We start from the raw sequence: 23253 nt of genomic DNA on the forward strand, positions 1-23253 counted from the left end.
AGTAATTAAGGAGAATTATCATGAGCTTTATGTTGGCGCTTCCAAAAATCAGCCTGCACGGCGCGGGCGCAATCGGCGATATGGTCAACCTGGTGGCGAACAAGCAGTGGGGAAAAGCGCTGATTGTCACCGACGGCCAGCTGGTAAAGCTGGGCCTGCTCGACAGCCTGTTTACCGCGCTGGACGCCCATCAGATGTCGTATCACCTGTTTGATGAGGTGTTCCCGAACCCGACGGAAGCGCTGGTACAGAAAGGCTATGCGGCATATCAGGACGCGGAGTGTGATTACGTGATTGCCTTCGGCGGCGGCAGCCCGATTGATACCGCCAAGGCGATCAAAATCCTCACCGCCAACCCCGGTCCGTCAACCAATTACTCCGGCGTCGGCAAAGTCAAAAACGCGGGCGTGCCGCTGGTGGCGATCAACACCACCGCGGGTACGGCGGCGGAGATGACCAGCAACGCGGTGATCATCGACTCCGCGCGTCAGGTGAAAGAGGTGATTATCGACCCGAACATCATCCCGGATATCGCCGTGGACGATGCCAGCGTGATGCTCGATATTCCCGCCTCCGTGACCGCCGCAACCGGCATGGATGCGTTGACTCATGCGATTGAAGCCTACGTGTCCGTCGGCGCGCACCCGCTCACCGACGCCAACGCGTTGGAAGCCATTCGCCTGATCAACCTCTGGCTGCCGAAAGCGGTCGAGGACGGTCATCACCTTGAAGCGCGTGAGCAGATGGCGTTTGGTCAGTATCTGGCGGGCATGGCGTTTAACAGCGCCGGTCTGGGTCTGGTACACGCCCTGGCGCACCAGCCGGGCGCGACGCACAACCTGCCGCACGGCGTGTGCAACGCCATCCTGCTGCCGATCATCGAAAACTTTAACCGCCCTAACGCGGTCGCCCGCTTTGCCCGCGTGGCGCAGGCGATGGGCGTCGATACGCAGGGGATGAGCGATGAAGCCGCCAGCATGTCGGCCATTCAGGCGATTCGCGACCTGAGCGCTCGCGTCGGCATTCCGTCCGGCTTCAGCCAGCTCGGCGTGACCAAAGCGGACATCGAAGGCTGGCTGGATAAAGCTCTCGCCGACCCGTGTGCGCCGTGCAACCCGCGTACCGCCAGCCGCGACGAGGTGCGCGAGCTGTACCTGGAGGCATTATGATCCGCAAAGCCTTTGTGATGCAGGTCAACCCGGACGCGCACGAGGAGTACGCTCGTCGCCACAACCCTATCTGGCCCGAGCTGGAAGCGGTGCTGAAAGCCCACGGCGCGCACCACTACGCCATTTATCTCGACAAAGCACGCAACCTGCTGTTTGCAACCGTGGAGATTGAATCGGAGGAGCGCTGGAACGCGGTCGCGAATACCGACGTCTGCCAGCGCTGGTGGAAGCATATGGGTGACGTTATGCCGTCGAACCCGGATAACAGCCCGGTGAGCGCGGAGCTGAAAGAAGTGTTTTACCTGGACTGATGTGTTAACGCTGCTGCCCCCGAGGCGGCAGCAATCTCCTGCCTGCTGCTCAGCGTAAACGCCGACACCACCGTAATCGCCAGCACGAAGCAGCCCAGCATCAGGTACGTCTCCTGGAAGCCGATCCGGTCATACATATTCCCGGCAAAGGCGGAGAGGAAAATGGCCGCCGACTGTTTGGCAAACTGGAAGCCAATCAGGTAGATGGTGGCCGACAGTCGCGTATCAAACACGCCCGTGATGTACTTGAATGCGCCCACCAGCAGGAACGGGACCTCCAGCGCGTGCAGCATCTTGAGGGCAATCACCTCCACGGCGGTGGTGGCGAACGACGAGCCGATAATGCGCGTCGCCATAATCACCCCGGCGATCAGCAGCGTGTTTTTCGCGCCGATGCGGTTAATGATCCACGGGGAGCAGAACATGATGATGGCGTTACAGATTTCCCCCGCCGTGGTGGCAAAACCAAAGGCGCGGGTGCCTTCCTGCGGCGTGGCGAAGAAGGTTTTGAAGAAGGTGGCAAACTGCTGGTCGAAAACGTCATACACGCAGGCCACGCCAATCACGTACAGAATGAACATCCACATTCTGCGCTGGCGGAACAGGTTGAACACCGTTTTGGCAGTAATCTGCGGCTGATTCGCGCCCAGAGCATTCATCACCTGCGCCGTCTGGTTGGGCTTCGGCTTCGCGACCACCAGCAGCAGCATCAGCAACAGCGCCGCCCCCGAGCCCATCCAGAAAACGTACGACGGATCGATGCCAAAAAGGATGCCGCCCGTTGAGGCGCACAGCCCCCACCCGAGACAGCCGAACATACGCGCCTTGCCGTATTCAAAGTAGCTGTTGCGGCTCACGCGCTCGATGTAGGCCTCAATTGCCCCCGATCCCGCCGAGAAGACAAAGCCAATATACAGCCCGCCGCTCAGCGCCCCCAGCCAGATATTGGTTTTCAGCAGCGGCGCGAAGACGTACAGGAAGAACGGCGCAAACAGGAACAGCAGCACCGCGATGATCCACAGCAGGTGTTTTTTCAGCCCCAGCTTGTCCGAAATCACCCCCAGCACTGGCTGGAAGGCGATGGCCGACAGTGAGATGCAGGAGAAGACAATCCCGGTATGGGTTTTATTCAGGCCGATGATGTCCGACAGCCAGATCGGCAGGAACGGAAAGCAGGTGGCCATGATGAAGAAGTAGAGAAAGAAGAACAGCCCGAAGATCCAAAAATTAGGGTTGTCTTTGTGGGTACAGGTTGTTGTGTTCATTATTTTTATCCTCAACGGAGGGCCGGCTGCCCGGCCCTTCAACCTTACACGCGTTTGACGCCAATCAAAATGGCGGTCTCCGGGTCCAGAATCGGCAGCGCAATACCCGCCTGCATCAGCCATTCGCCGCTCACCGTTTGCGGCGCTTCCATCCACGAAGGCAGCTTGCGCATGGTGTGTCCACCCTCGCCCGTAATCTGGATGTTCGGGTGATCGAGCAGCGTGATGCAGTACTGCGCGCTGGCCTCTAACCCCGGCATGCGCAGCGGCATCATCAGGGTGTAATCCGGCATCGCAAGCTGGCTGACCATAAACAGTCCCTGCGCCTTGTCTTCGCTCACAATACCCTGTGCGATCGTGGTGGCATCCGGCATATCAATCCGCCACTGCGTACCGTGGTGGATCACCTCGCGCCACTGCTTGTGCAGCGCGGCGTAGTACCGATAGCCTTCGCGTTCATCTTCATCGACGGTGAGCGGATCCAGCTCCAGCCCCATATGACCAAACAGAGCCGTCAGCCCGCGAAACGGGATGCTATGCTGGCGGAAGGTGGCGTGACATTTATGATGACCGATATGCGCGCCCATCACCTCCGGCGGGAAGAAGTAGCTCATGCCGCGCTGGATGGTGCTGCGCTCCAGCGCGTCGTTGTTGTCGGACGCCCAGAAGCGGTGGCTGCGGGTCAGCACTTCGTAATCAATACGCCCGCCGCCGGAAGAGCAGGATTCAAACTCAATGTGCGGGAAGCGCTCGCCCAGCACGTCCAGCAGGCGGTAAAACTGGCGGGTCTGCGCGTCGGCGGCGGCTTTGCCATTGTGTCCCGGCTGCACCAGCTCGCGGTTCATGTCCCACTTCACGTAGTCGACCGCATGCTCGCCCAGCAGCCAACTCATGCGCTCCACCAGGTAGTCAAAGGCTTCGGGTATGTTCAGATTGAGCACCAGCTGATGTCGTCCGGTCGCCTGGGCGTAGCCCGGCAGCGCCAGCACCCAGTCAGGATGCGCGCGGTACAGATCGGAATCCGGGTTGATCATCTCCGGCTCAACCCAGATGCCAAACTCCATGCCGAGCCGTTTGACGTGGTCGATCACCGGCGTCAGGCCGTTCGGGTATTTTTTTTCGTCCAGATACCAGTCACCCAGCGCGGCGTGATCGTCGTTACGGCCTTTGAACCAGCCGTCATCAATGATGAAGCGCTCCACGCCCAGCGCCGCGGCCTCGTCGGCCATGCGCATAATGTAGTCCGGGTCGTGGTTGAAGTAGATCCCTTCCCAGGTATTGAGGTGCACCGGGCGCGGTTTGTTTTCCGGGAAGCGGATAATGTTATCGCGCAGGTAGCGGTGGAACTGCTGGCTCATGCCGTTCAGGCCCCGTGTGGAGTAGCTGGCATACAGGCGCGGCGTCCAGAGCGTATCGCCCTCCTCAACCGCCATTTCACCCGGCAGGTAGAGCGCTTCGGCCTGTAGGTAGCGGCGACCGTCGGTTTTCGCTTCCGCGCGCAGGCGGTGGTTGCCGCTCCAGCCCAGATGCACGCCCCAGACATCGCCCTGCATTTCGCTGAACGACGGCGTACCGGCAATCAGCGCCGGGAAGTGCTCGTGGGAGGTTTTACCCCGGCGGTTTTCAATCACGAAGCTGTCGTGTTCAAGCGTTACGCGGTGCGGCTGAAATTCTCTGATCCAGCGTCCGTGGAAGGCCATCACCTGCTGCGCGCGCTCGGCCACCGGCAGCGTGACGGCGAAACGGTCCACCTGCCAGGGGATCGCTTTCAGGTTCGTTAAACCGTGACGAACCACCAGCACGCCGCTGGCATCCAGCGCCAGCTCGCTGGTCAGACGCAGCCCCGCATGCTCATCCTCAGCGGTTATCGTCAGGGTGTTTACGTCCTGCTGCACATGCGCGGTTTTGAACACCGGGGAACCATCCAGCCCCTGGCGATGCCCCTCAATGCCCGGCGAGCCAAACAGGCCGTGCCCCAGTTCCGCCATCAGCGTGACCGGGGAGTCGACATCCAGCCTGCCGTTCGCAACAGGGCGCGCAATGCTCAGCACATCGTGCGGCGAAAAGTGCTGAAGGTGCGGCCCCCAGTAGAGAATTTCGGCGAACGGGTGGGTTTTAACCACCACGTCTACCGTATTGCTTTCCAGTCGAAAAATGGAATCTTGCATCAGACATCTCCTGTCATCGGGATGTTCTGAGTGTTGATCCGAAACGTTTCGGATACAAACCAAAACGTTTCGGATCTGTGATCGGGTTTGGAATTTTAGTGGGTTTAGGCCGTCTGGCCCGGAGAAAATTCAGGCTGCCAGAGCACCTGAAGCTGCTCAATATCGTCGCCGTTAATCAGCTGGCGCACCATATCGGCAATCTGCTTTCCGACGCCCTGACGGGTGGACTGAATGACCGACGCCACGTCGATATCGACAATGCTGTCCTGCGGCAGGCCGTCGTAGACCACCAGCGAGACGGCGTTGTCGCCGGATAAGCGCCCCATCTGCGCCAGCGCCATCGCCGCGCCGTCGCCGTGGGTATTGCAGTCGGTAATGATGGCCGTGGGCGGCTGCGGCAGAGCGAGAAGCTCTTTGGTGGTGGCATACCCCACGCGGCGCGACGGCGGCATGGCGCGCAGCCATTCGCTGGAAAGCCCCGCTTCCCGCAGGGCGTCCAGATAGCCCTGACGGCGCTGGGTGATAAACGCCTGATTGTTGCTTTCACCGAGCAACGCGATGCGCTGATGGCCTTTCTCGATCAGCCAGCGGGTAGCCTGATGCGTACCGGCGTAGTTGTCGAAGTCAAACCACGCGTACGGCTGCGGGAGGTGACTGCGCCCGAGCGCCAGGAAAGGAAAACCGGCGGCCTGGAGTTGCTCAAGACGCGGATCGTGATCCAGTGTGTGCGCTACGATCAGCGCATCCACGCGGCGGCTTTGCACCATGCGCATGTAGCTGTGCTTATCGGCCAAATCATCATCGGCTATCAGCAGTAAATCGATCTCATGTCGCGCCAGTTCGTGGCTAATTTCGCCGACCATGTCCATAAAAACGCTGTTATTGAGCGGAACGGGATGCACAGGAAATACCAGCCCGACGGCGTCAATTTTGCCCATCTTCAGGCGGCGGGCGAAGGTGTTCGGTCGGTAACCACGGCGCTGGGCCTCTGCTTCCACGCGTGCGCGCGTCTCGGCGGAGACGTCGTCATATCCGTTGAGTGCCCGGCTGACGGTGGTGACTGACAGCCCCAGTTCTTTGGCAATGGCTTTAAGCGACATGATTTTCCGTATCTCTGTTAGTTCTGTTCCGCCACCAGTAGCGCGTGCGTATCCGGCTCCAGCGCCTTAAAGATATGCGGCAGATCGGCGGGATAACAGATGTAATCCCCCGGCCCCAACTCTTCAGCCGCGTCGATCAGGCCGACCAGCGCGCGCCCCTGCGTCACAATAATATGTTCAACGGACCCCGGCGGATGCGGCTGGGAAATGCGGTCTGCGCCCGGCTGGGTAAGCAGGAGGTAGACGTCGCGTCGCGCGCCCGGCGGACATGCCGCCAGCAGTATCGCCTCGTAGTTGGCCTGTCCGGCAACGACTTTCGTCCCTTCACCACGACGGATCACCTGAGTGGTAGGCTGCTGTGGTTCGAGCAGGCGGGCAAAGGGGATATCCAGCGCCACGCAAAGCGACCACAGCGTTTCCAGGCTCGGGTTACCGTTGCCGGACTCCAGTTGGGAAAGCGTGGATTTGGCGATCCCGGCACGGCGAGCGATTTCCGCCAGTGAAAGCCCGGTTCGCAGGCGTTCTCGCACCAGGCTTTTGGCGATTACGCTGATTGGCTGCGTCATAAAACGGCCCTTTTGTTCTATAAATCGAACGAATCGTTCATCTTGAAAAACACTTCTGTTGCGTTCATTATAATGGATACACGTTCGATATGGCTAAAAATGTATGAAGCATCATCTCTCCTGCCTGAAAGGCGACACGATCAAAGCAATCATCCTGGTATGCCTCGCGGTGGGCGTGGTCGGGATGTCCTATGGCTCGCTGGCGATGGCCTACGGTTTCCCGCTGTGGGTGCCGTTTGTGCTCTCCCTTACCGTGCTGGCGGGCGCATCGGAATTTATGTTTATCGGCATTGTGGCGAGCGGCGGGAACCCGCTGGCGGCGGCGGCTGCCGGTTTGCTGGTCAACGCGCGGCACGTGCCCTTTGGCGTGACGGTGCGGGAACTGGTGGGCAAGCGTGGCCTGAGCTTTTTGGGCTGCCACATCATGAACGATGAAAGCGTGGTGTTCGGCCTGTCGCAAAAAACCCCCGAACAGCGTAAAGCGGCCTACTGGCTGTGCGGTTTGGGCGTGGCAATCATCTGGCCGCTGGGCGCGCTGCTGGGTGCCATGGTCGGCAAGCTGCTGCCAGACCCGGAAACCATTGGGCTGGATGCGGTATTCCCGGCGATTTTGCTGGCGTTAGTGGTGCCTGCGTTTAAAAACCGCACCACGCTGATCCGCGCCTGCAGCGGTGCCGTATTGTCGCTGGCCGCCGTGCCGTTTGCCCCGGTGGGATTACCGGTGCTGCTCTCTTTACTGGGTCTCGCTGCGAGGAAAAAATAATGGGAAATATGACGTTTTTTATTCTCGGCATCGCCATTTTGTCTGCGGGAACGTATCTGATGCGTCTTGGCGGGGCGAAACTGGGTAGCAGGCTGGCATTGTCAGAACGTTCACAGGCGCTGCTTTCCGATGCGGCAACGGTATTGCTGTTTTCGGTGGCGCTGGCGACCACATTTTATGAAGGCGAACATTTCGCCGGGATGGCACGGGTGCTGGGCGTGGCGTTTGCGGTGTTTTTGGCCTGGCGGAAGATGCCGTTAATTGTGGTGATCGTGGCGGCGGCTGTGGTGACGGCGCTGCTGCGCGTGGCGGGCATAAGCTAAAAAAGCGCCCCGGGGGCGCTCTTTCGACGGTGTGACGGCTTATTTGGTCAGTTCAGCGGTCATGTGTACGCGGTTACCGGTGAATGCCTGGGTAATTTTGTAAGATGACGCGCCTGCTTCCTGAGCCTGTGCAGCAATTTTAGCTTCTGCACCGTCCAGCGTAGAGGCGGAAGCGGTTACTGTCTGCGCAGCGAAAGAACCGAAAGAAGTAGCCAGAGCGATTACAGCGACAAAAGTTTTGATGCTTTTCATGAGATAAACCCTTTCATTAAGTTGTTTAGGTAAGGCACCGTGCCTTGATGAGATAAATACTAGACCTCATCATGAACAACTAAAAGCGGAAGGATTTGCTATTCTCTTTCAAAATTACTGATCAACAATCAGTCGCTGCGAGTGCGTGTAAATCGTCGCCCTTCCAGGCTTGCAGAACCCCACCAGCGTCAGGTTGCAGCGCTCAGCTACTTCAACAGCGAGCGTTGTTGCGGCTGAGACCGCAAACAGTATTTCAACGCCGCACATCGCGGCTTTCTGCACCATCTCGTAGCTGGCGCGGCTGGAAACGAGCGCAGCCCCCTGCTGCCAGACGTCACTTTCACGCGCGCGGCGACCGAGCAGCTTATCCAGCGCCACGTGGCGGCCGACGTCTTCGTGCCCACCGATAATGTCGCCCGATGGCAGCACCCACGCCGCCGCGTGCGTACAGCCGCTCAGCTGACCGATAGGCTGTACATCGTTGAGGTGTTCCAGTGCTTTATCGAGGTTGGCGAGGTTAAACGTCTGGGTAAACGGCAGTGGCGTAACGGGCTTGCCGATATCGTTGAGCTGCTCAACACCACACACGCCGCAGCCGGTGCGTCCGGCCAGCGCGCGTCGACGCTCTTTTAATCCCATAAAGCGGCGGCTGGAGAGCTCGATTTGCACTTCAAGGCCGTTACACGCCTTTACCACGTCCATGCCGTAGATCTCCTGCGGGTGGTCGATGATGCCTTCCGAGAGGGAAAAACCGATGGCGAACAGCTCAAGATCTTTTGGCGAAGCCATCATCACCACGTGCGAGATGCCGTTGTAAACGAGCGCAACGGGCACCTCTTCCGCCAGAAAATCCGGCGTGGCATGGGTGATGTGGGGCGGTCTGTGTACCGACAGTTCCACAACGCCCGCAGGCAGTGGTGACGGGTGGGTAGCACGGTTTTGTTTAGACACGACGGTATTCCTGAACAACCACGGAAGTGAGCCTGCTATTGCATCACAAACAACAGGGCTTACGCATAGTATGGATCAACTTTTCCGCATCAAGTTTACCTACTCACTTGTGAGAGGTGCAACAAAACGCATGCTACACCCCTTTAACATGCGGGGTTAATAATGTGATTGATATCACACTTTATAGTCAACAGGGTGATAATACGTTCACTTTGTTTTAACGCCATTGGAACAGTCATACCGACATTGTGGTATTCTGATGATATCCCTCGTGGAATTGAGGGATTAACGCAAATTTTTCTCCTTTGCGGTCAATTCTCAACCGCGAAGTTAAAACTACATATGTAAGCAATGTCGAAACAAGGAGTGACCCATGCAGGTCAGCAGAAGGCAGTTCTTTAAGATCTGCGCTGGCGGTATGGCAGGCACCACGGCAGCGGCACTGGGCTTTGCGCCCGGCGTAGCGCTGGCGGAGACGCGGCAGTATAAACTGCTGCGCACCCGTGAAACCCGTAATACCTGTACGTACTGCTCTGTCGGTTGCGGGCTGTTGATGTATAGCCTCGGCGACGGTGCTAAAAACGCCAAAGCGTCTATTTTCCATATCGAAGGCGACCCGGATCATCCGGTCAACCGCGGCGCATTGTGCCCGAAAGGGGCCGGTCTGGTGGACTTTATCCACTCCGAAAGCCGCCTCAAATTCCCGGAATATCGCGCGCCAGGCTCCGACAAATGGCAGCAAATCAGCTGGGAAGAGGCGTTCGACCGCATCGCAAAACACATTAAAGAAGATCGCGATGCCAACTTTGTTGAGAAGAACGCCGACGGCGTTACGGTCAACCGCTGGCTCTCCACCGGGATGCTGTGTGCCTCTGCTTCCAGCAACGAAACCGGCTATTTAACCCAGAAATTCACGCGCGCACTCGGTATGCTCGCGGTCGACAACCAGGCGCGTGTCTGACACGGACCAACGGTAGCAAGTCTTGCTCCAACATTTGGTCGCGGTGCGATGACCAACCACTGGGTCGACATCAAGAACGCCAACCTCATTGTGGTGATGGGCGGTAACGCTGCTGAAGCGCACCCTGTCGGGTTCCGCTGGGCGATGGAAGCCAAAATCCACAACGGTGCGAAACTGATTGTGATCGATCCCCGCTTTACGCGTACGGCGTCAGTGGCGGATTTCTATACCCCTATTCGTTCAGGTACTGACATCACTTTCCTGTCAGGCGTATTGCTGTACCTGATGACCAACGAAAAATATAACCGCGAATACACCGAAGCCTATACCAACGCCAGCCTGATCGTGCGTGAGGATTACCACTTCGAAGATGGCCTGTTCAGCGGTTACGACGCCGAGAAACGCAAATACGACAAAACCAGCTGGAACTACGAGCTGGATGAGAAAGGCTTTGCGAAGCGCGATACCACCCTGCAACACCCGCGCTGCGTGTGGAACCTGCTGAAAGAGCACGTTTCCCGCTACACGCCGGAGGTTGTTGAGAACATCTGCGGTACGCCGAAGGCGGACTTCCTGAAGGTGTGCGAGCTGATCGCCGAAACCAGCGCGAAAGACAAAACTGCGTCGTTCCTGTACGCCCTCGGCTGGACGCAGCACTCCATCGGCGCGCAGAACATCCGTACTATGGCGATGGTTCAGCTCCTGCTCGGCAACATGGGGATGGCAGGCGGCGGCGTGAACGCCCTGCGCGGTCACTCCAACATTCAGGGCCTGACCGACCTCGGCCTGCTGTCTCAAAGCCTGCCGGGTTACATGAACCTGCCAAGCGAGAAACAGACCGATCTGCAAACCTACCTGACGGCCAGCACGCCTAAACCGCTGCTCGAAGGCCAGGTAAACTACTGGGGCAACTATCCGAAGTTCTTCGTCTCGATGATGAAAGCCTTCTTCGGCGACAAAGCGACGGCTGAAAACAGCTGGGGCTTTGACTGGCTGCCGAAGTGGGACAAAGGCTACGACGTTCTGCAGTATTTCGAGATGATGCACCAGGGCAAAGTGAACGGCTACCTGTGCCAGGGCTTTAACCCGGTTGCCTCGTTCCCGAACAAGAACAAGGTTGTTGAGTCTCTGTCGAAGCTGAAGTTCCTGGTGACGATTGACCCGCTCAATACCGAGACCTCAACCTTCTGGCAGAACCACGGCGAATCGAACGACGTCGATCCTTCGAAGATTCAGACCGAAGTGTTCCGTCTGCCGTCTACCTGCTTCGCGGAAGAGAACGGTTCTATCGTCAACTCCGGACGCTGGCTGCAGTGGCACTGGAAAGGCGCGGACGCCCCGGGCATCGCCATGAACGACGGCGAGATCCTGGCCGGTATCTTCTTACGCCTGCGTAAGATGTATGCGGCAGAAGGCGGCGCGAACCCGGAACCCGTGCTGAACATGAGCTGGAACTACTCGACGCCGGAAAACCCAGCGCCGGAAGAAGTGGCGATGGAGAGCAACGGTAAGGCGCTGGCGGACGTTATCGACCCGGCCACCGGTACCGTGCTGGCGAAGAAAGGCGATCAGCTCAGCACCTTCGCGCACCTGCGCGATGACGGCACGACCTCCAGCGGCTGCTGGATCTTTGCCGGTAGCTGGACGCCGAAAGGTAACCAGATGGCCAACCGCGATAACGCCGACCCGTCGGGCCTCGGCAATACGCTGGGCTGGGCATGGGCGTGGCCGCTCAACCGCCGCATCCTCTATAACCGCGCATCCGCTGACCCGCAGGGCAACCCGTGGGATCCGAAGCGTCAGCTTCTGAAGTGGGACGGCGCGAAATGGGGCGGCGTGGATATTCCGGACTACAGCACTGCCGCACCGGGCAGCGACGTTGGGCCGTTTATCATGCAGCCTGAAGGGATGGGACGCCTGTTTGCTATCGATAAGATGGCGGAAGGTCCGTTCCCGGAACACTACGAGCCGTTTGAGACTCCGCTGGGCACCAACCCACTGCACCCGAACGTGGTCTCTAACCCGGCAGCCCGTATCTTTAAGGGCGATTTCGAAGCGCTGGGTAAAAAGGACAAGTTCCCGTACGTGGGCACCACATACCGTCTGACCGAGCACTTCCACTACTGGACCAAGCACGCGCTGCTTAACGCCATCGCGCAGCCGGAACAGTTTGTGGAGATCGGCGAGAAGCTGGCAGGCAAGCTCGGCATCGCCCATGGCGATACCGTGAAGGTTTCCTCTAACCGCGGCTATATCAAAGCCAAGGCGGTGGTGACCAAACGTATCCGCACGCTGAACGTTCACGGTCAGCAGGTGGATACCATCGGTATTCCGATCCACTGGGGCTATGAGGGCGTGGCGAAGAAAGGGTTCATTGCGAACACCCTGACGCCGTTCGTCGGCGATGCGAACACGCAGACGCCGGAGTTTAAGGCCTTCCTCGTGAACGTGGAAAAGGTGTAACGGAGACGACTTATGGCTTATCAATCTCAAGACATTATCCGTCGTTCCGCGACAAACAGTTTCACGCCCGCGCCTCAGGCGCGGGACCACCAGCAGGAAGTGGCGAAGCTTATCGACGTGACCACCTGTATCGGCTGTAAAGCCTGTCAGGTGGCGTGTTCAGAGTGGAACGATCTGCGTGACGAAGTGGGTCACAACGTCGGGGTATATGACAACCCGGCGGACCTGACCGCCAAGTCCTGGACGGTGATGCGTTTTTCGGAAGTGGAGCAGAACGACAAACTGGAATGGCTTATCCGCAAAGACGGCTGTATGCACTGTGCGGATCCGGGCTGCCTGAAGGCATGTCCGTCAGAAGGGGCTATCATTCAGTATGCTAACGGCATCGTCGACTTCCAGTCCGAGCAGTGCATCGGCTGCGGCTACTGCATCGCCGGCTGCCCGTTCGACGTACCGCGCCTGAACCCGGAAGACAACCGCGTCTACAAATGCACGCTGTGCGTTGACCGCGTCACCGTCGGCCAGGAGCCAGCGTGCGTGAAGACCTGCCCAACCGGCGCTATCCACTTTGGCTCCAAAGAGGATATGAAAACGCTGGCGGCAGAGCGCGTGGGCGAGCTGAAAACCCGTGGTTACGACAACGCGGGCCTGTACGATCCGTCCGGGGTTGGCGGTACGCACGTCATGTACGTGCTGCACCACGCCGACAAGCCGAACCTGTATCACGGCCTGCCGGAGAACCCGGAAATCAGCGCCACCGTGAAGTTCTGGAAAGGCATCTGGAAACCGCTGGCAGCGGTCGGTTTTGCTGCTACCTTCGCAGCGAGCATCTTCCACTACGTCGGCGTTGGTCCGAACCGCGCGGAAGAGGAAGACGACAACCTGCATGAAGAGAAAGACGAGGTGCGCAAATGAGAAAACGTGACACCATCGTGCGCTACACCGCACCGGAACGCATCAACCACTGGGTCACCGCCTTCTGCTTCATGCTGGCGGCGATAAGCGGGCTGGGGTTCTTCTTCCCGTCCTTCAACTGGCTGATGCAGATCATGGGGACACCACAGCTGGCGCGTATTCTGCACCCGTTTGTGGGCGTCATCATGTTCGCGTCGTTTATCATCATGTTTTTCCGCTACTGGCACCATAACCTAATCAATCGGGATGATATCTTTTGGGCGAAGAATATTCGTAAGATCGTCGTCAACGAGGAAGTAGGTGATACCGGGCGTTATAACTTCGGCCAGAAATGCGTATTCTGGGCGGCGATTATCTTCCTGGTCCTGTTGCTGGTGAGCGGCGTGATCATCTGGCGTCCGTACTTTGCGCCTGCTTTCTCAATCCCGGTGATCCGATTCGCGCTGATGCTGCATTCATTTGCCGCAGTGGCGTTAATTGTGGTTATCATGGTGCATATCTACGCCGCCCTCTGGGTGAAAGGCACCATTACCGCGATGGTGGAAGGATGGGTAACCAGTACATGGGCGAAGAAACATCACCCGCGCTGGTACCGAGAGGTCCGCCAGAAACAGGAAAAGTCATCTGAATGAGTATTCGCATAATCCCGCAAGATGAGCTGGGGTCGAGCGAGAAACGCACGGCGGATTATATTCCGCCGTTGTTATTCCCCAGACTCAAGAACCTCTACAACCGCCGCGCAGAGCGTCTGCGCGAGCTGGCAGAGAACAACCCGCTGGGTGATTTTCTGCGCTTTGCCGCGCTGGTTGCCCACGCGCAGGAAGTGGTGCTGTACGACCACCCGCTGCAAATGGACCTGACCGCGCGCATCAAAGAAGCCAACGCGCAGGGCAAGCCGCCGCTGGACATTCACGTCCTGCCGCGCGACAAGCACTGGCAAAAGCTGCTGCATTCGCTCATTGCCGAGCTGAAGCCGGAGATGAGCGGCACCGCGCTGGCGGTTATCGAGAATCTGGAAAAAGCCTCTGACCTGGAGCTGGAAGAGATGGCGAGCGCGCTGTTTGCCTCCGACTTCTCTCTGGTCAGCAGCGATAAAGCGCCGTTTATCTGGGCCGCGCTGTCGCTCTACTGGGCGCAAATGGCCAGCCTGATCCCGGGCAAAGCCCGCGCCGAATACGGCGAGGCGCGCCAGTTCTGCCCGGTCTGCGGCTCCATGCCGGTATCGAGCATGGTTCAAATCGGCACCACTCAGGGGCTGCGCTACCTGCACTGCAACCTGTGTGAAACCGAGTGGCACGTGGTGCGCATCAAGTGCAGCAACTGCGAGCAGACCCGCGATCTGAACTACTGGTCGCTGGAAAATGAAGAAGCGGCGGTGAAAGCCGAAAGCTGCGGCGACTGCGGGACCTACCTGAAGATTCTGTATCAGGAAAAAGACCCGAAAGTTGAAGCCGTGGCCGACGATCTCGCCTCGCTGATTCTGGACGCGAAGATGGAGCAGGAGGGCTTTGCCCGCAGCTCAATCAACCCGTTCCTGTTCCCGGGTGAAGGGGAGTAATTTCCTTTAAGCCCGGCCAGCCTCTGTGCTGCCGGGCAAATTACTGCGAAAGTGCAGAAATAACATGCTGTGGATCGTTAGCAATAGCCCGCAGCAGCGCTTTAGCCGGGCCTGTCGGTGAACGCCTGCCTTGTTCCCAGTTACGCAGCGTATCGACACTCACAGAAATTAAATTCGCAAACTTACTCTGCGACAGGCCAGACGCCCGGCGGATTTCTTTGATTTTCATCGCATCGATTTGAAAGGTGCGCGACGGCTCCCGTTTGCCCTCGGCAATGTCGTTCATTTGCGCCATGCTTTGGGTTAATCGTTCAAACAGCGCCTTATCCATTTACCACCTCTCAATCATCTTTTTCAGTATGGCTTTTTCACCCGCGGAGAGGTCATCTTTGATCCCTTTGCGATAGATGAGCAGCAACCTGATTTCACACTCACGCGTACGGTGAAAATAGATAACTCTGACTCCGCCACGCTTTCCCTTACCGCCAGCAAGCCAGCGAATTTTTCGCAAGCCTCCCGTATTCTGGATAAGATCGCCATACTCCGGTTGCGTAGCCAGGAATATCTGGAACCTATGGTATTCGTCGTCATCCAGTAACGTTTTGACGTCTTCTGTGAAAATATCCGTTTCAATGAATAGCATAAATTATACGCCATTGGCTTATAGTAGCAAACATCCAATGTACGTCAATGACGTACCCCTAATATGAGTTACGTTATTGCGATTTTGGTTACTTATCCATCTGTTTCATCGAGTAATGTTGGTTTCTGCGAGCCGTTTTCCGGATCACTGATTTCACACAATCTGATGTTTTCTTCTGCATTAAACCAGGTTATAAGACTGTGTATTCATACAGCAAAAGGACGCCGCCATGGCTCTTGAAAAGGGTATTGATAAGCTGGTTCAAGACTTTATTGCGGCAGGAAGGCCATCTGCGCGTAACCAGAATATTGATGACCGACGAGCGGGATATGTTGCCAGCACAGTACTGGCCGGGGAGACAGAAACGCGCGTCCAGATAGAGACACATGTACTTGAGGGCCAGATTATTCGGGTATTTTCACCTGTCAACGCGCCTGAAATGATGCCTGCTGCCATCTACTATCACGGTGGATGCTTTATCAGCGGCGGCTTTGATACCCATGATAATCAACTGCGTCAGTTAGCGTACTATGGCAATTGTCGGGTGGTTGCGATTCAGTACAGGTTGGCACCGGAGCATACCTTCCCCGCCGCGCATGACGATGCTGAACGAGGTGCGGATCTGGTCTGGCAGTATGCAGAAAAATTAGGCGTAGATAAGAACCGGCTCACCCTCTGTGGAGACAGCGCAGGAGGGCATCTGGCGCTGGTAACGGCGCTGCGGCTTAAAGTTAAAAAGCTGTGGCAACCTGTGCAGTTGATTCTTATCTATCCCATGCTCGACGCCACGGCCAGTTTTGAAAGCTATGCCCATAATGGCACAGATTATATTATCACCCACGATACCCTGCTGAGCGGGTATGAAATGTATCTCGCAGAAACTGACCGCCTGCATCCGGAAGCCAGCCCGCTGTGGCGCGATGATTTTTACGGGCTTCCGCCAGTGCACATCATTACCGCAGAGTACGATCCGCTGTGCGATGAGGGAGAAATGTTGTATCAGCATCTGACTGAGCAAGGTGTGAAGTGTACCGCTCAGCGCTGGCTGGGCGTCATCCATGGCTTCTTTCAGCTTGGCGGCGTCAGCCAGTCAGCGCGAGACGTTATGCGAGATATCGCCGGGCGGATTAAGCACGTCCGAGATGAATGAACAGGAGATTACTCCTCCTCATTCCCACCCTCTTCATACGCACCGTAGGGCTTCGCAGGAAGTACAATGTAAGTTCCCTCAAACACCGCGCCCGCCTTTTCATCGCCAAACAGCTCAACCTGCATCTGTACGCGCGCTTTGCGGCCTCGCGCCAGACGGTCAAGATCGCCACCCAATGCACCGAGGTCGGCCACCGCGCTCGGCTTGCCGCTGATGGGTGCGCTGTAGCGAATATGTGCATCAGCAAGAATAATGGTGCCGCCCAGATGACGCTCGCGCAGCATTAGCCAGATGAGCCCCCAGCCGGTCAGGGTCGCCAGCGAGAAGAGACTACCTGCAAAAAGGGTGTGGTGCGGGTTTTGGTTGCCGATCTCCGGCATGGTGGTAATGAATTTCTGCCCGGTGTACTGCTGAATGCGCACGCCCATTTTTTCACTGAGCGGAATGTGCTCATACCACGCCTGCTGCAGCTGACCGCACCAATCCGCGCGATGCAGAATGTCATCCAGCGTAGCGATGGGTTTGATCATCAAAAAGTGGCGAATCGGCGTGGTCTGCGGGGCGGTAATTTCGCCCTGGTTAACAAAACCGAGCTTGGCAAAGAACTCGACGGCGTCTTCGCGGGCGCTACAGGTGACGCGCTTAACGCCTTCCTGGCGGGCGACGGATTCCAGCGTCATCGCCATCAGGGTACCGAGCCCTTTATCCTGCACGGATGGGTGAACGGCCATAAAGCGAATAGAGGCTTCATTGTCGGCATTGATATACAGTCGCCCAACGGCGACGAGGTTACCCTCTTCATCCACCACCATTTGATGGTGCGCCATCGCATCCCAGGCGTCGCGTTCAGACCCTTTTGGTTGATGTAAGGGTTTGCGCAGCATTTCCCAGCGGAAATGGTAATAGACCTCTAACTCTTCTTCCGTTTGCGGTACTCGAAGGTGATACATAGCTGTACTCTCTCTGGTTACCCGCGGCCACGCCGCCAGTTGGCTCATACCTGGAGCCAGAATGTGACGGGGCCATCGTTCACCAGCGATACCTGCATATCTGCAGCGAATCGTCCGGTTTGCGTATTCATTTCCTGCTGACGGCAGCGCTCAACAAAGTACTCGTAAAGGGCTTCTGCGCGTTCAGGTGCAGCGCCTTTAGAAAAACTCGGTCGCATGCCGCGTTCAGTATCTGCGGCCAACGTAAACTGGGATACCACCAGCACGCTTCCCCCCGCCTGCTGGACGTTGAGGTTCATCTTACCTTCCGCATCGCTAAAGATGCGGTAGCCCAGCACCCGCTCGCACAGGCGGTTGGCTTTTTGTTCGTCATCATCCTTTTCGACACCTAACAACACTAAAAGTCCTGGGCCAATTTCACCCGTCACCTCGTCCTCCACGGTGACGCTGGCACGGGTTACGCGCTGTATCAATGCAATCATGGTTGGTCTGCTTCTTGTTGTTTTTCAGCTTCTGCTGCTTTTTTAAGTTCGCGGTATATTCCGAGAGTGACAGTTATTTCTGCACCAAGCAAGACGATACACCAGGTCCAGTAGACCCAGACAAACAAAATGGGGATCACCGCCAGCACGCCATAAATCAGCTGATAAGACGGGAACATGGTGATGTAAAGCGCGAATCCTTTCTTGCCCAACTCGAAGAGCACGGCGGCCACCAGCGCCCCAACGATGGCATCACGGTTAGGTACGCGCGTCGTCGGCACCACGCTGTAAAGCAGCCAAAACGAAAGCCACGATAAAATGAGCGGGAAGATGCGCAGAACGTTATCAATCACGCTGTTTAAGTCACTCGCCCAGCGCAGAGAAAGAAGATAAGAGCTGATCGCCAGGCTCGCCCCCGCCAGCAGCGGACCGAGGGTCAAAATCATCCAGTACACGGCAAAGGAGTAAACCTTTGGACGGATTTTTTTGCTTCGCCAGATGGTATTGAGAGCACTGTCGATGGAATACATCAAAAGCAGCGCCGTGACGATGAGGCCGCAGGCGCCCACCGCCGTCATCTTGCTGGAGTTGGCGACAAACTGCTCAATATAGTTCTGTATGACATCGCCGGTGGCCGGAATGAAGTTTGCGAAAACAAAATGACGAAGCTGCAGGCTGACATCTGCAAACATCGGAAACGCGGAAAACAGGGCAAAGATGACCGCCACCAGCGGCACCAATGAGAGCAACGACACATAGGCGAGATTCCCCGCCAGCGTCGTCATGTTGTCCTCATCAATGCGGTGCCAGAGCAGCTTCAGCCATGCCCTGAGCGGCCGAGTATGGTGCGTGGCTTTTTGATGAACGGTTTTTAGCATAACTGCTTCGCAAAATAGTTCGGTATCGTCTCTTTTCCGGTCACCAGAATTGACGTGATACCTAACTGGTTAGCTCCCTCTATATTATCGGCATTGTCGTCGAAAAAGACCGCATCGACCGCCGAGAATCCTTCTTCCTGTAGAACCGCCTGATATATGCGTGCTTCAGGCTTGCGCATGCCCATCTCCTGGGAGAGATAAATTTTATCCGCCGCCGCGCGGATTTCCGGATATTCATCCGGCCAAAACGTGGTATGCAGGCGGTTGGTATTCGACAGTACCACCACGCGATGCCCCTGCTCGCGAAGTTTATGCATGATGTCGGTGACTTCCGGGCGGATCGCGACAAAGACTGCCTGCCAGCCATGGGAAAACTGCTCATAGCTTAACGGCAGATCCATTTCATGGCAGAAACGTTCTGCAAATTCTTCGTCGCTAATTTCACCGCGTTCGTGCTGGTGGAAGGTCTCACCCATCGCGAAATTCTGTTTTAACGTCGCCAGGGGAACACGGCTAAAATCGCTCCATGCGCCCAGCACCCGATTAAAATCGATATCGACGATTACATTTCCTAAGTCAAAGATATAAAGCATGTTTATCTCCTTTCGCCGTGGAAAAGTAACTGTAGCGGGAAAGATAAGGTTTGGCTATGCACCAGATTCAGCTTAAAGAAAGGAATGGCCCGAACGTGAATTTCGAGCCAAAAGAGGCGTTAACCAGCCTGCTGTTCGTCGGTAGAAATCACTTCAACAATTTCAACTTTGCTGGATTTCAGATGATTTTGCAGCGCCGAGCCCGGCATCTCATCGGTGAAGAGCGCCGTCGCCTGCGCCACGTTGCCAATTTCCACCGCAGCAGACGCCTGATATTTCGTATGATCGGCCGCAAGCAGAATGTGCCGAGAGTGGGCCATCATGGTTTTCACCACGCTGGCTTCGTTGACGTCAAACTCCATCATCGCGCCGTCGTGCTCAATCGCCCCGACGCTGGTCACGAGATAGTCCGCCCGAAAACCAGACACAAACGCCGTGGCCGCCGGGCCGATAATGCCGCCGTTGTGCGGGCGCAGCGTGCCGCCCGGCACCATCACTTCAAAGCGCGGGTTCTTATACAGAATATGCGCCACCCGCAGGCTGTTGGTGATGATGCGCAGATGATTATGGTTGAGCAGCGCCCGGGCAACGTGCTCCACGGTCGTCCCGATGGTGATGAAAATAGTCGAGCCGTCCGGGATATAGTCCGCAATTGCCTCAGCAATCGCCCGCTTCTCTTCGGTAAGCGAGACTTCACGCTGCTCGAACGCCGTGTTCACCACGCTGGATGCCCTGCCCGCGCCGCCGTGATGACGCGTGATCAGTCCCTGCTCGCTGAGCTTGCGGATATCCCGGCGCACCGTTTGCGTGGAGACATCCAGCAACTGTGCCAGTTCATCAATGTTCATATAGCCACGATCGGCAATCAGCGTCAGCAGCTGATCGTGACGCGGGTTGCCGGTCAGTTCGGTAAGGCTCATGGGCTGTCCTCTGAAAACCATCACGCCCCGCATTTTATACAAAAAGTGACAAAAAAGAGCGGGTTTGATCACAGTCGGGTATACCCGCGCGCCCGCCGGGCTTTGTGCATTTCAGGGCTGCGACGGCGCTGGCAAAACGCACGGCGTCGGCTGAGGACGTTTGCTGACCCAGGCTGAACGCCAGCGCGCCGTGGAAAACGTCGCCCGCGCCGGTGGTATCAATAACGTTCACCTCAAAGCCGGGCTGATGACACAGCGTCTCATTTTCCAACCAGAAGCAGCCGTCTCGCCCCTGCGTGACGTAAACATGTCCATTTGTGAGCGTTTGTGCTTTTCTCAGCGCGTCTTCAGTTTCGTCCTGTTGCGTTAAGCGCCGCAGCCCCGGCGCGGAGAAGGCCGCGTGATCGCTTAAGGCAACCAGCTCAGCGATGTCCTGCGGGGTGACATCCGCATCAAGCAGGGTCGGCACCCCCTGCTGACGAGCGAGGGTAAACGCCTGCTTTGCCCCGTCGTGCCAGCGCACGTCTGCTAATACCATATCCCATTGCGAGAAGTCGATTTCACGCAGCCAGTCTGCCGCGGCAGGGAGATCGGGGCTTGGGTAGTTCGCAATGACGCGCTCTCCGCTGCCGTCCACCAGCACCGCCGACTGTGACGATCGGGCACCTTTGAAGACGCGCGTGTAGCGGGTATTCACCCCCAGGGATTCCAGCTCCGCGAGCAGCCGTCTTCCGGTATCGTCGTCCCCCACCCTGCCAATAAAATCCACTTCCGCGCCCAGTTTTGCTGCCGCCACCGCCGCAGTTGCCGCCGGACCGCCGCCCACTTCCGTATAGTCTTTTGCGACATACTTCCCACCTTCTTTCGGTAAATCATCGAGATACCAGATGCGATCCAGCACGGTAATGCCGACACAAACGATGCGAGTCATGGTGATTCCTTCTGCGATTTCTGATGCTTTCATTTTAATTTCATCAAATGTTTAAAAAGTGACCCGTGTCAATTTTTTGACTATAAATTACAAATACGATCAAAAACAGACAACACAAACGCGCAAAAATTGACACGATATGACAGGAGAGAGGCATGTCAGCAATCGCATTTATCGGTTTAGGGCAGATGGGCGCGCCAATGGCGAAGAATCTGCTGAAGCAAGGACATCAGCTTAACGTTTTTGACGTGAACCCGCAGGCGGTTCAGGCGCTGGTAGAGAACGGCGCGCGGGCGGCGGCAACGCCAGCGCAGGCCGCAACTGATGCCGAATTCGTGATTACCATGCTGCCAAACGGCGACCTGGTACGCAGCGTTCTGTTCGGCGAGCACGGCGTATGCGAGGGGTTATCCCGCGACGCGCTGGTGATTGATATGTCCACCATTCACCCTCTGCAAACCGACGCGCTGATCCGCGACATGTCTGATCGCGGCTTCAGCCTGATGGACGCGCCCGTCGGACGCACCTCTGACCATGCCATCGCCGGCACGCTGCTCCTGCTGGCTGGCGGCACGGCGCAGCAGGTTGAACGTGCCACCCCCGTATTAATGGCGATGGGCAATGAGCTGATCAACGCCGGCGGGCCGGGCATGGGCATTCGCGTGAAGCTAATCAATAACTATATGAGCATCGCCCTGAACGCCCTTTCCGCCGAGGCAGCCGTACTGTGCGAAGCGCTCGGCCTCTCCTTTGACGTGGCGCTCAAGGTGATGAGCGGCACGCCTGCGGGTAAAGGTCACTTCACGACATCCTGGCCGAACAAGGTGCTGAAAGGCGATCTTTCGCCCGCCTTCATGATCGACCTTGCGCATAAAGATCTGGGGATCGCCCTGGACGTGGCCAACCAGCTCCACGTTCCAATGCCGCTGGGCGCGGCTTCCCGCGAAGTTTACAACCAAGCCCGCGCCGCCGGGCGCGGGCGCGAAGACTGGACGGCCATTCTTGAACAGGTTCGCGCATCTGCCGGGCTGAAAAAAACACACTGATACGAAAGGACTGAGGAATGACGATGTACACCCTGAAAGATATCACCCGACCTTCCGGCGGATTTGCGATGCTGGCCGTGGACCAGCGCGAAGCGATGCGCCTGATGTTTGCGGCAGCAGGCGCGCCGGTGCCGGTAACCGACCAGCACCTGACGGATTTTAAGGTCAATGCGGCGAAGATTCTGTCGCCGTACGCCTCTGCCATTCTCGTCGACCAGCAGTTCTGCTATCGCCAAATTGTGGAGCAGCAGGCCGTGGCCAAAAGTTGCGCGATGATTGTGGCGGCCGACGAGTTTATTCCGGGGAACGGTATTCCGGTCGACAGCGTGGTGATCGACCAAAACATCGACGCGCAGGCGGTAAAACGCGATGGCGGCAAGGCGCTGAAGCTGCTGGTGCTGTGGCGCAGCGATGAAGATCCGCAGCAGCGTCTGGAGATGGTGAAGGCGTTCAACACGCTGTGCCACGACAACGGGCTGCTGAGCATTATTGAGCCGGTTGTACGTCCGCCGCGTCGCGGCGCCGCGTTTGACCGCGAGCAGGCAATTATCGACGCGGCCAAAGAGCTGGGCGACAGCGGCGCCGACCTCTACAAAGTGGAGATGCCGCTGTTTGGAAAAGGCACACAGCAGGCGCTGCTGGCGGCCTCGCAGAAGCTGAACGAGAACATCGCTATGCCTTGGGTGATCCTCTCTTCAGGCGTGGACGAAAAGTTATTCCCGCGCGCCGTGAGCGTGGCTATGCAGGCGGGTGCATCGGGCTTTTTAGCCGGTCGCGCCGTCTGGTCATCGGTGATTGGCCTGCCGGATACCGAACTGATGCTCCGCGATATTTCCGTACCAAAACTGCAGCGTCTGGGTGAAATCGTCGACGAAATGATGGCTCGCCGCTAGAA

The 23253-nt window shown here is 57.3% G+C and carries 25 protein-coding genes; 11 read left to right on the top strand and 14 right to left on the bottom strand.

Annotated elements, in window-relative coordinates; translation table 11 throughout:
• Positions 1-20: 20 nt before the first annotated feature.
• Together fucO and rhaM are read left to right on the top strand one after the other, a co-directional pair.
• Positions 21-1169: a lactaldehyde reductase gene (gene fucO, locus K5E19_RS19150; RefSeq protein WP_221552606.1), complete on the top strand. Its 1149-nt coding sequence runs from the start codon at positions 21-23 to the stop codon at positions 1167-1169.
• A complete protein-coding gene (gene rhaM / locus K5E19_RS19155) occupies positions 1166-1480 on the top strand; it encodes an L-rhamnose mutarotase (protein ID WP_120159766.1) in 315 nt (104 codons plus the stop codon). Before fucO ends, rhaM begins: the two co-directional genes overlap by 4 nt.
• On the opposite strand, the gene K5E19_RS19160 is transcribed toward rhaM, so the two are convergent.
• From K5E19_RS19160 to K5E19_RS19175, 4 genes are all read right to left on the bottom strand, one after another.
• Positions 1468-2745: an MFS transporter gene (locus K5E19_RS19160; RefSeq protein WP_221552607.1), complete on the bottom strand. Its 1278-nt coding sequence runs from the start codon at positions 2743-2745 to the stop codon at positions 1468-1470. The genes rhaM and K5E19_RS19160 overlap by 13 nt on opposite strands.
• 44 nt (positions 2746-2789) lie before the next feature.
• Positions 2790-4913: an alpha-galactosidase gene (locus K5E19_RS19165; protein WP_221552608.1), complete on the bottom strand. Its 2124-nt coding sequence runs from the start codon at positions 4911-4913 to the stop codon at positions 2790-2792.
• Between the two features lie 104 nt (positions 4914-5017).
• Complete coding sequence (locus tag K5E19_RS19170; RefSeq protein ID WP_048226829.1) at positions 5018-6013, bottom strand: LacI family DNA-binding transcriptional regulator; 996 nt, start codon at positions 6011-6013, stop codon at positions 5018-5020.
• 17 nt (positions 6014-6030) lie between these two features.
• Positions 6031-6579 carry a helix-turn-helix domain-containing protein gene (locus K5E19_RS19175; RefSeq protein WP_033146956.1) on the bottom strand — a complete coding sequence of 183 codons (549 nt, stop codon included), beginning with the start codon at positions 6577-6579 and terminating at the stop codon, positions 6031-6033.
• A gap of 103 nt (positions 6580-6682) precedes the next feature.
• Between K5E19_RS19175 and K5E19_RS19180 the strand changes: the two genes are divergently transcribed.
• Together K5E19_RS19180 and K5E19_RS19185 are read left to right on the top strand one after the other, a co-directional pair.
• The gene (locus K5E19_RS19180; RefSeq protein ID WP_010436869.1) at positions 6683-7342 is read left to right on the top strand and encodes an AzlC family ABC transporter permease; all 660 of its coding nucleotides are present in this window, start codon (positions 6683-6685) and stop codon (positions 7340-7342) included.
• Positions 7342-7665, top strand: a complete 324-nt coding sequence (locus tag K5E19_RS19185; protein WP_121423259.1) for an AzlD domain-containing protein — start codon at positions 7342-7344, stop codon at positions 7663-7665. Before K5E19_RS19180 ends, K5E19_RS19185 begins: the two co-directional genes overlap by 1 nt.
• A 39-nt stretch (positions 7666-7704) precedes the next feature.
• Here the strand turns inward: K5E19_RS19185 and K5E19_RS19190 are convergent, their stop codons facing one another.
• Positions 7705-7917 carry a DUF1471 domain-containing protein gene (locus K5E19_RS19190; protein WP_219366575.1) on the bottom strand — a complete coding sequence of 71 codons (213 nt, stop codon included), beginning with the start codon at positions 7915-7917 and terminating at the stop codon, positions 7705-7707.
• Between the two features lie 114 nt (positions 7918-8031).
• Complete coding sequence (gene fdhD, locus K5E19_RS19195; protein WP_221552609.1) at positions 8032-8868, bottom strand: formate dehydrogenase accessory sulfurtransferase FdhD; 837 nt, start codon at positions 8866-8868, stop codon at positions 8032-8034.
• 373 nt (positions 8869-9241) lie between these two features.
• On the opposite strand from fdhD, the gene fdnG reads away from it, so the two are divergent.
• Genes fdnG through fdhE form a run of 4 tightly spaced genes read left to right on the top strand, consistent with a single transcriptional unit; the run spans position 9242 to position 14765 of the window.
• Positions 9242-12292, top strand: a complete 3051-nt coding sequence (gene fdnG, locus K5E19_RS19200) for a formate dehydrogenase-N subunit alpha (protein ID WP_143350058.1) — start codon at positions 9242-9244, stop codon at positions 12290-12292.
• A gap of 12 nt (positions 12293-12304) precedes the next feature.
• Positions 12305-13207, top strand: a complete 903-nt coding sequence (gene fdxH, locus K5E19_RS19205) for a formate dehydrogenase subunit beta (protein ID WP_064328011.1) — start codon at positions 12305-12307, stop codon at positions 13205-13207.
• A complete protein-coding gene (fdoI, locus tag K5E19_RS19210) occupies positions 13204-13839 on the top strand; it encodes a formate dehydrogenase cytochrome b556 subunit (RefSeq protein WP_008501832.1) in 636 nt (211 codons plus the stop codon). Before fdxH ends, fdoI begins: the two co-directional genes overlap by 4 nt.
• Positions 13836-14765 (top strand): formate dehydrogenase accessory protein FdhE, encoded by a 930-nt coding sequence (gene fdhE, locus K5E19_RS19215; RefSeq protein ID WP_010436850.1) that lies wholly within the window; start codon positions 13836-13838, stop codon positions 14763-14765. Before fdoI ends, fdhE begins: the two co-directional genes overlap by 4 nt.
• Before the next feature lie 40 nt (positions 14766-14805).
• Here fdhE and nadS read toward each other — a convergent pair whose 3' ends face one another.
• Both nadS and K5E19_RS19225 read right to left on the bottom strand, forming a co-directional pair.
• Positions 14806-15096 carry a NadS family protein gene (gene nadS, locus K5E19_RS19220; RefSeq protein WP_221552610.1) on the bottom strand — a complete coding sequence of 97 codons (291 nt, stop codon included), beginning with the start codon at positions 15094-15096 and terminating at the stop codon, positions 14806-14808.
• Positions 15097-15408 carry a type II toxin-antitoxin system RelE/ParE family toxin gene (locus K5E19_RS19225; protein ID WP_221552611.1) on the bottom strand — a complete coding sequence of 104 codons (312 nt, stop codon included), beginning with the start codon at positions 15406-15408 and terminating at the stop codon, positions 15097-15099.
• Positions 15409-15637: 229 nt separating this feature from the next.
• Here K5E19_RS19225 and K5E19_RS19230 point away from each other — a divergent pair, with 229 nt between their 5' ends.
• Positions 15638-16558, top strand: a complete 921-nt coding sequence (locus tag K5E19_RS19230) for an alpha/beta hydrolase (RefSeq protein WP_221552612.1) — start codon at positions 15638-15640, stop codon at positions 16556-16558.
• Between the two features lie 8 nt (positions 16559-16566).
• On the opposite strand, the gene fabY is transcribed toward K5E19_RS19230, so the two are convergent.
• The 6 genes from fabY to K5E19_RS19260 all read right to left on the bottom strand — a co-directional run bounded on the left by fabY (position 16567) and on the right by K5E19_RS19260 (position 21312).
• The gene (gene fabY, locus K5E19_RS19235; RefSeq protein ID WP_221552613.1) at positions 16567-17508 is read right to left on the bottom strand and encodes a fatty acid biosynthesis protein FabY; all 942 of its coding nucleotides are present in this window, start codon (positions 17506-17508) and stop codon (positions 16567-16569) included.
• Between the two features lie 44 nt (positions 17509-17552).
• Entirely contained in the window at positions 17553-17990 is a 438-nt protein-coding gene (dtd, locus tag K5E19_RS19240) for a D-aminoacyl-tRNA deacylase (RefSeq protein ID WP_221552615.1), read from the bottom strand.
• Positions 17987-18868, bottom strand: coding sequence for a virulence factor BrkB family protein (locus tag K5E19_RS19245; protein ID WP_010436837.1), 882 nt, complete (start codon positions 18866-18868; stop codon positions 17987-17989). Before K5E19_RS19245 ends, dtd begins: the two co-directional genes overlap by 4 nt.
• Entirely contained in the window at positions 18862-19461 is a 600-nt protein-coding gene (gene yihX, locus K5E19_RS19250; protein WP_221552617.1) for a glucose-1-phosphatase, read from the bottom strand. The genes K5E19_RS19245 and yihX overlap by 7 nt, the downstream gene beginning before the upstream one ends.
• A 119-nt stretch (positions 19462-19580) precedes the next feature.
• Positions 19581-20381: a DeoR/GlpR family DNA-binding transcription regulator gene (locus tag K5E19_RS19255; protein WP_221552619.1), complete on the bottom strand. Its 801-nt coding sequence runs from the start codon at positions 20379-20381 to the stop codon at positions 19581-19583.
• Positions 20382-20415: 34 nt separating this feature from the next.
• Positions 20416-21312 carry a sugar kinase gene (locus K5E19_RS19260; protein ID WP_221552620.1) on the bottom strand — a complete coding sequence of 299 codons (897 nt, stop codon included), beginning with the start codon at positions 21310-21312 and terminating at the stop codon, positions 20416-20418.
• A 155-nt stretch (positions 21313-21467) separates the two neighbouring features.
• Between K5E19_RS19260 and yihU the strand changes: the two genes are divergently transcribed.
• Together yihU and yihT are read left to right on the top strand one after the other, a co-directional pair.
• Positions 21468-22358: a sulfolactaldehyde 3-reductase gene (gene yihU, locus K5E19_RS19265; protein ID WP_029740324.1), complete on the top strand. Its 891-nt coding sequence runs from the start codon at positions 21468-21470 to the stop codon at positions 22356-22358.
• Between the two features lie 17 nt (positions 22359-22375).
• Complete coding sequence (gene yihT / locus K5E19_RS19270) at positions 22376-23251, top strand: sulfofructosephosphate aldolase (RefSeq protein WP_221552621.1); 876 nt, start codon at positions 22376-22378, stop codon at positions 23249-23251.
• The last annotated feature ends 2 nt before the right edge of the window (positions 23252-23253 follow it).

The organism is Enterobacter sp. RIT637 (assembly GCF_019718755.1).
Taxonomy (GTDB): domain Bacteria; phylum Pseudomonadota; class Gammaproteobacteria; order Enterobacterales; family Enterobacteriaceae; genus Enterobacter.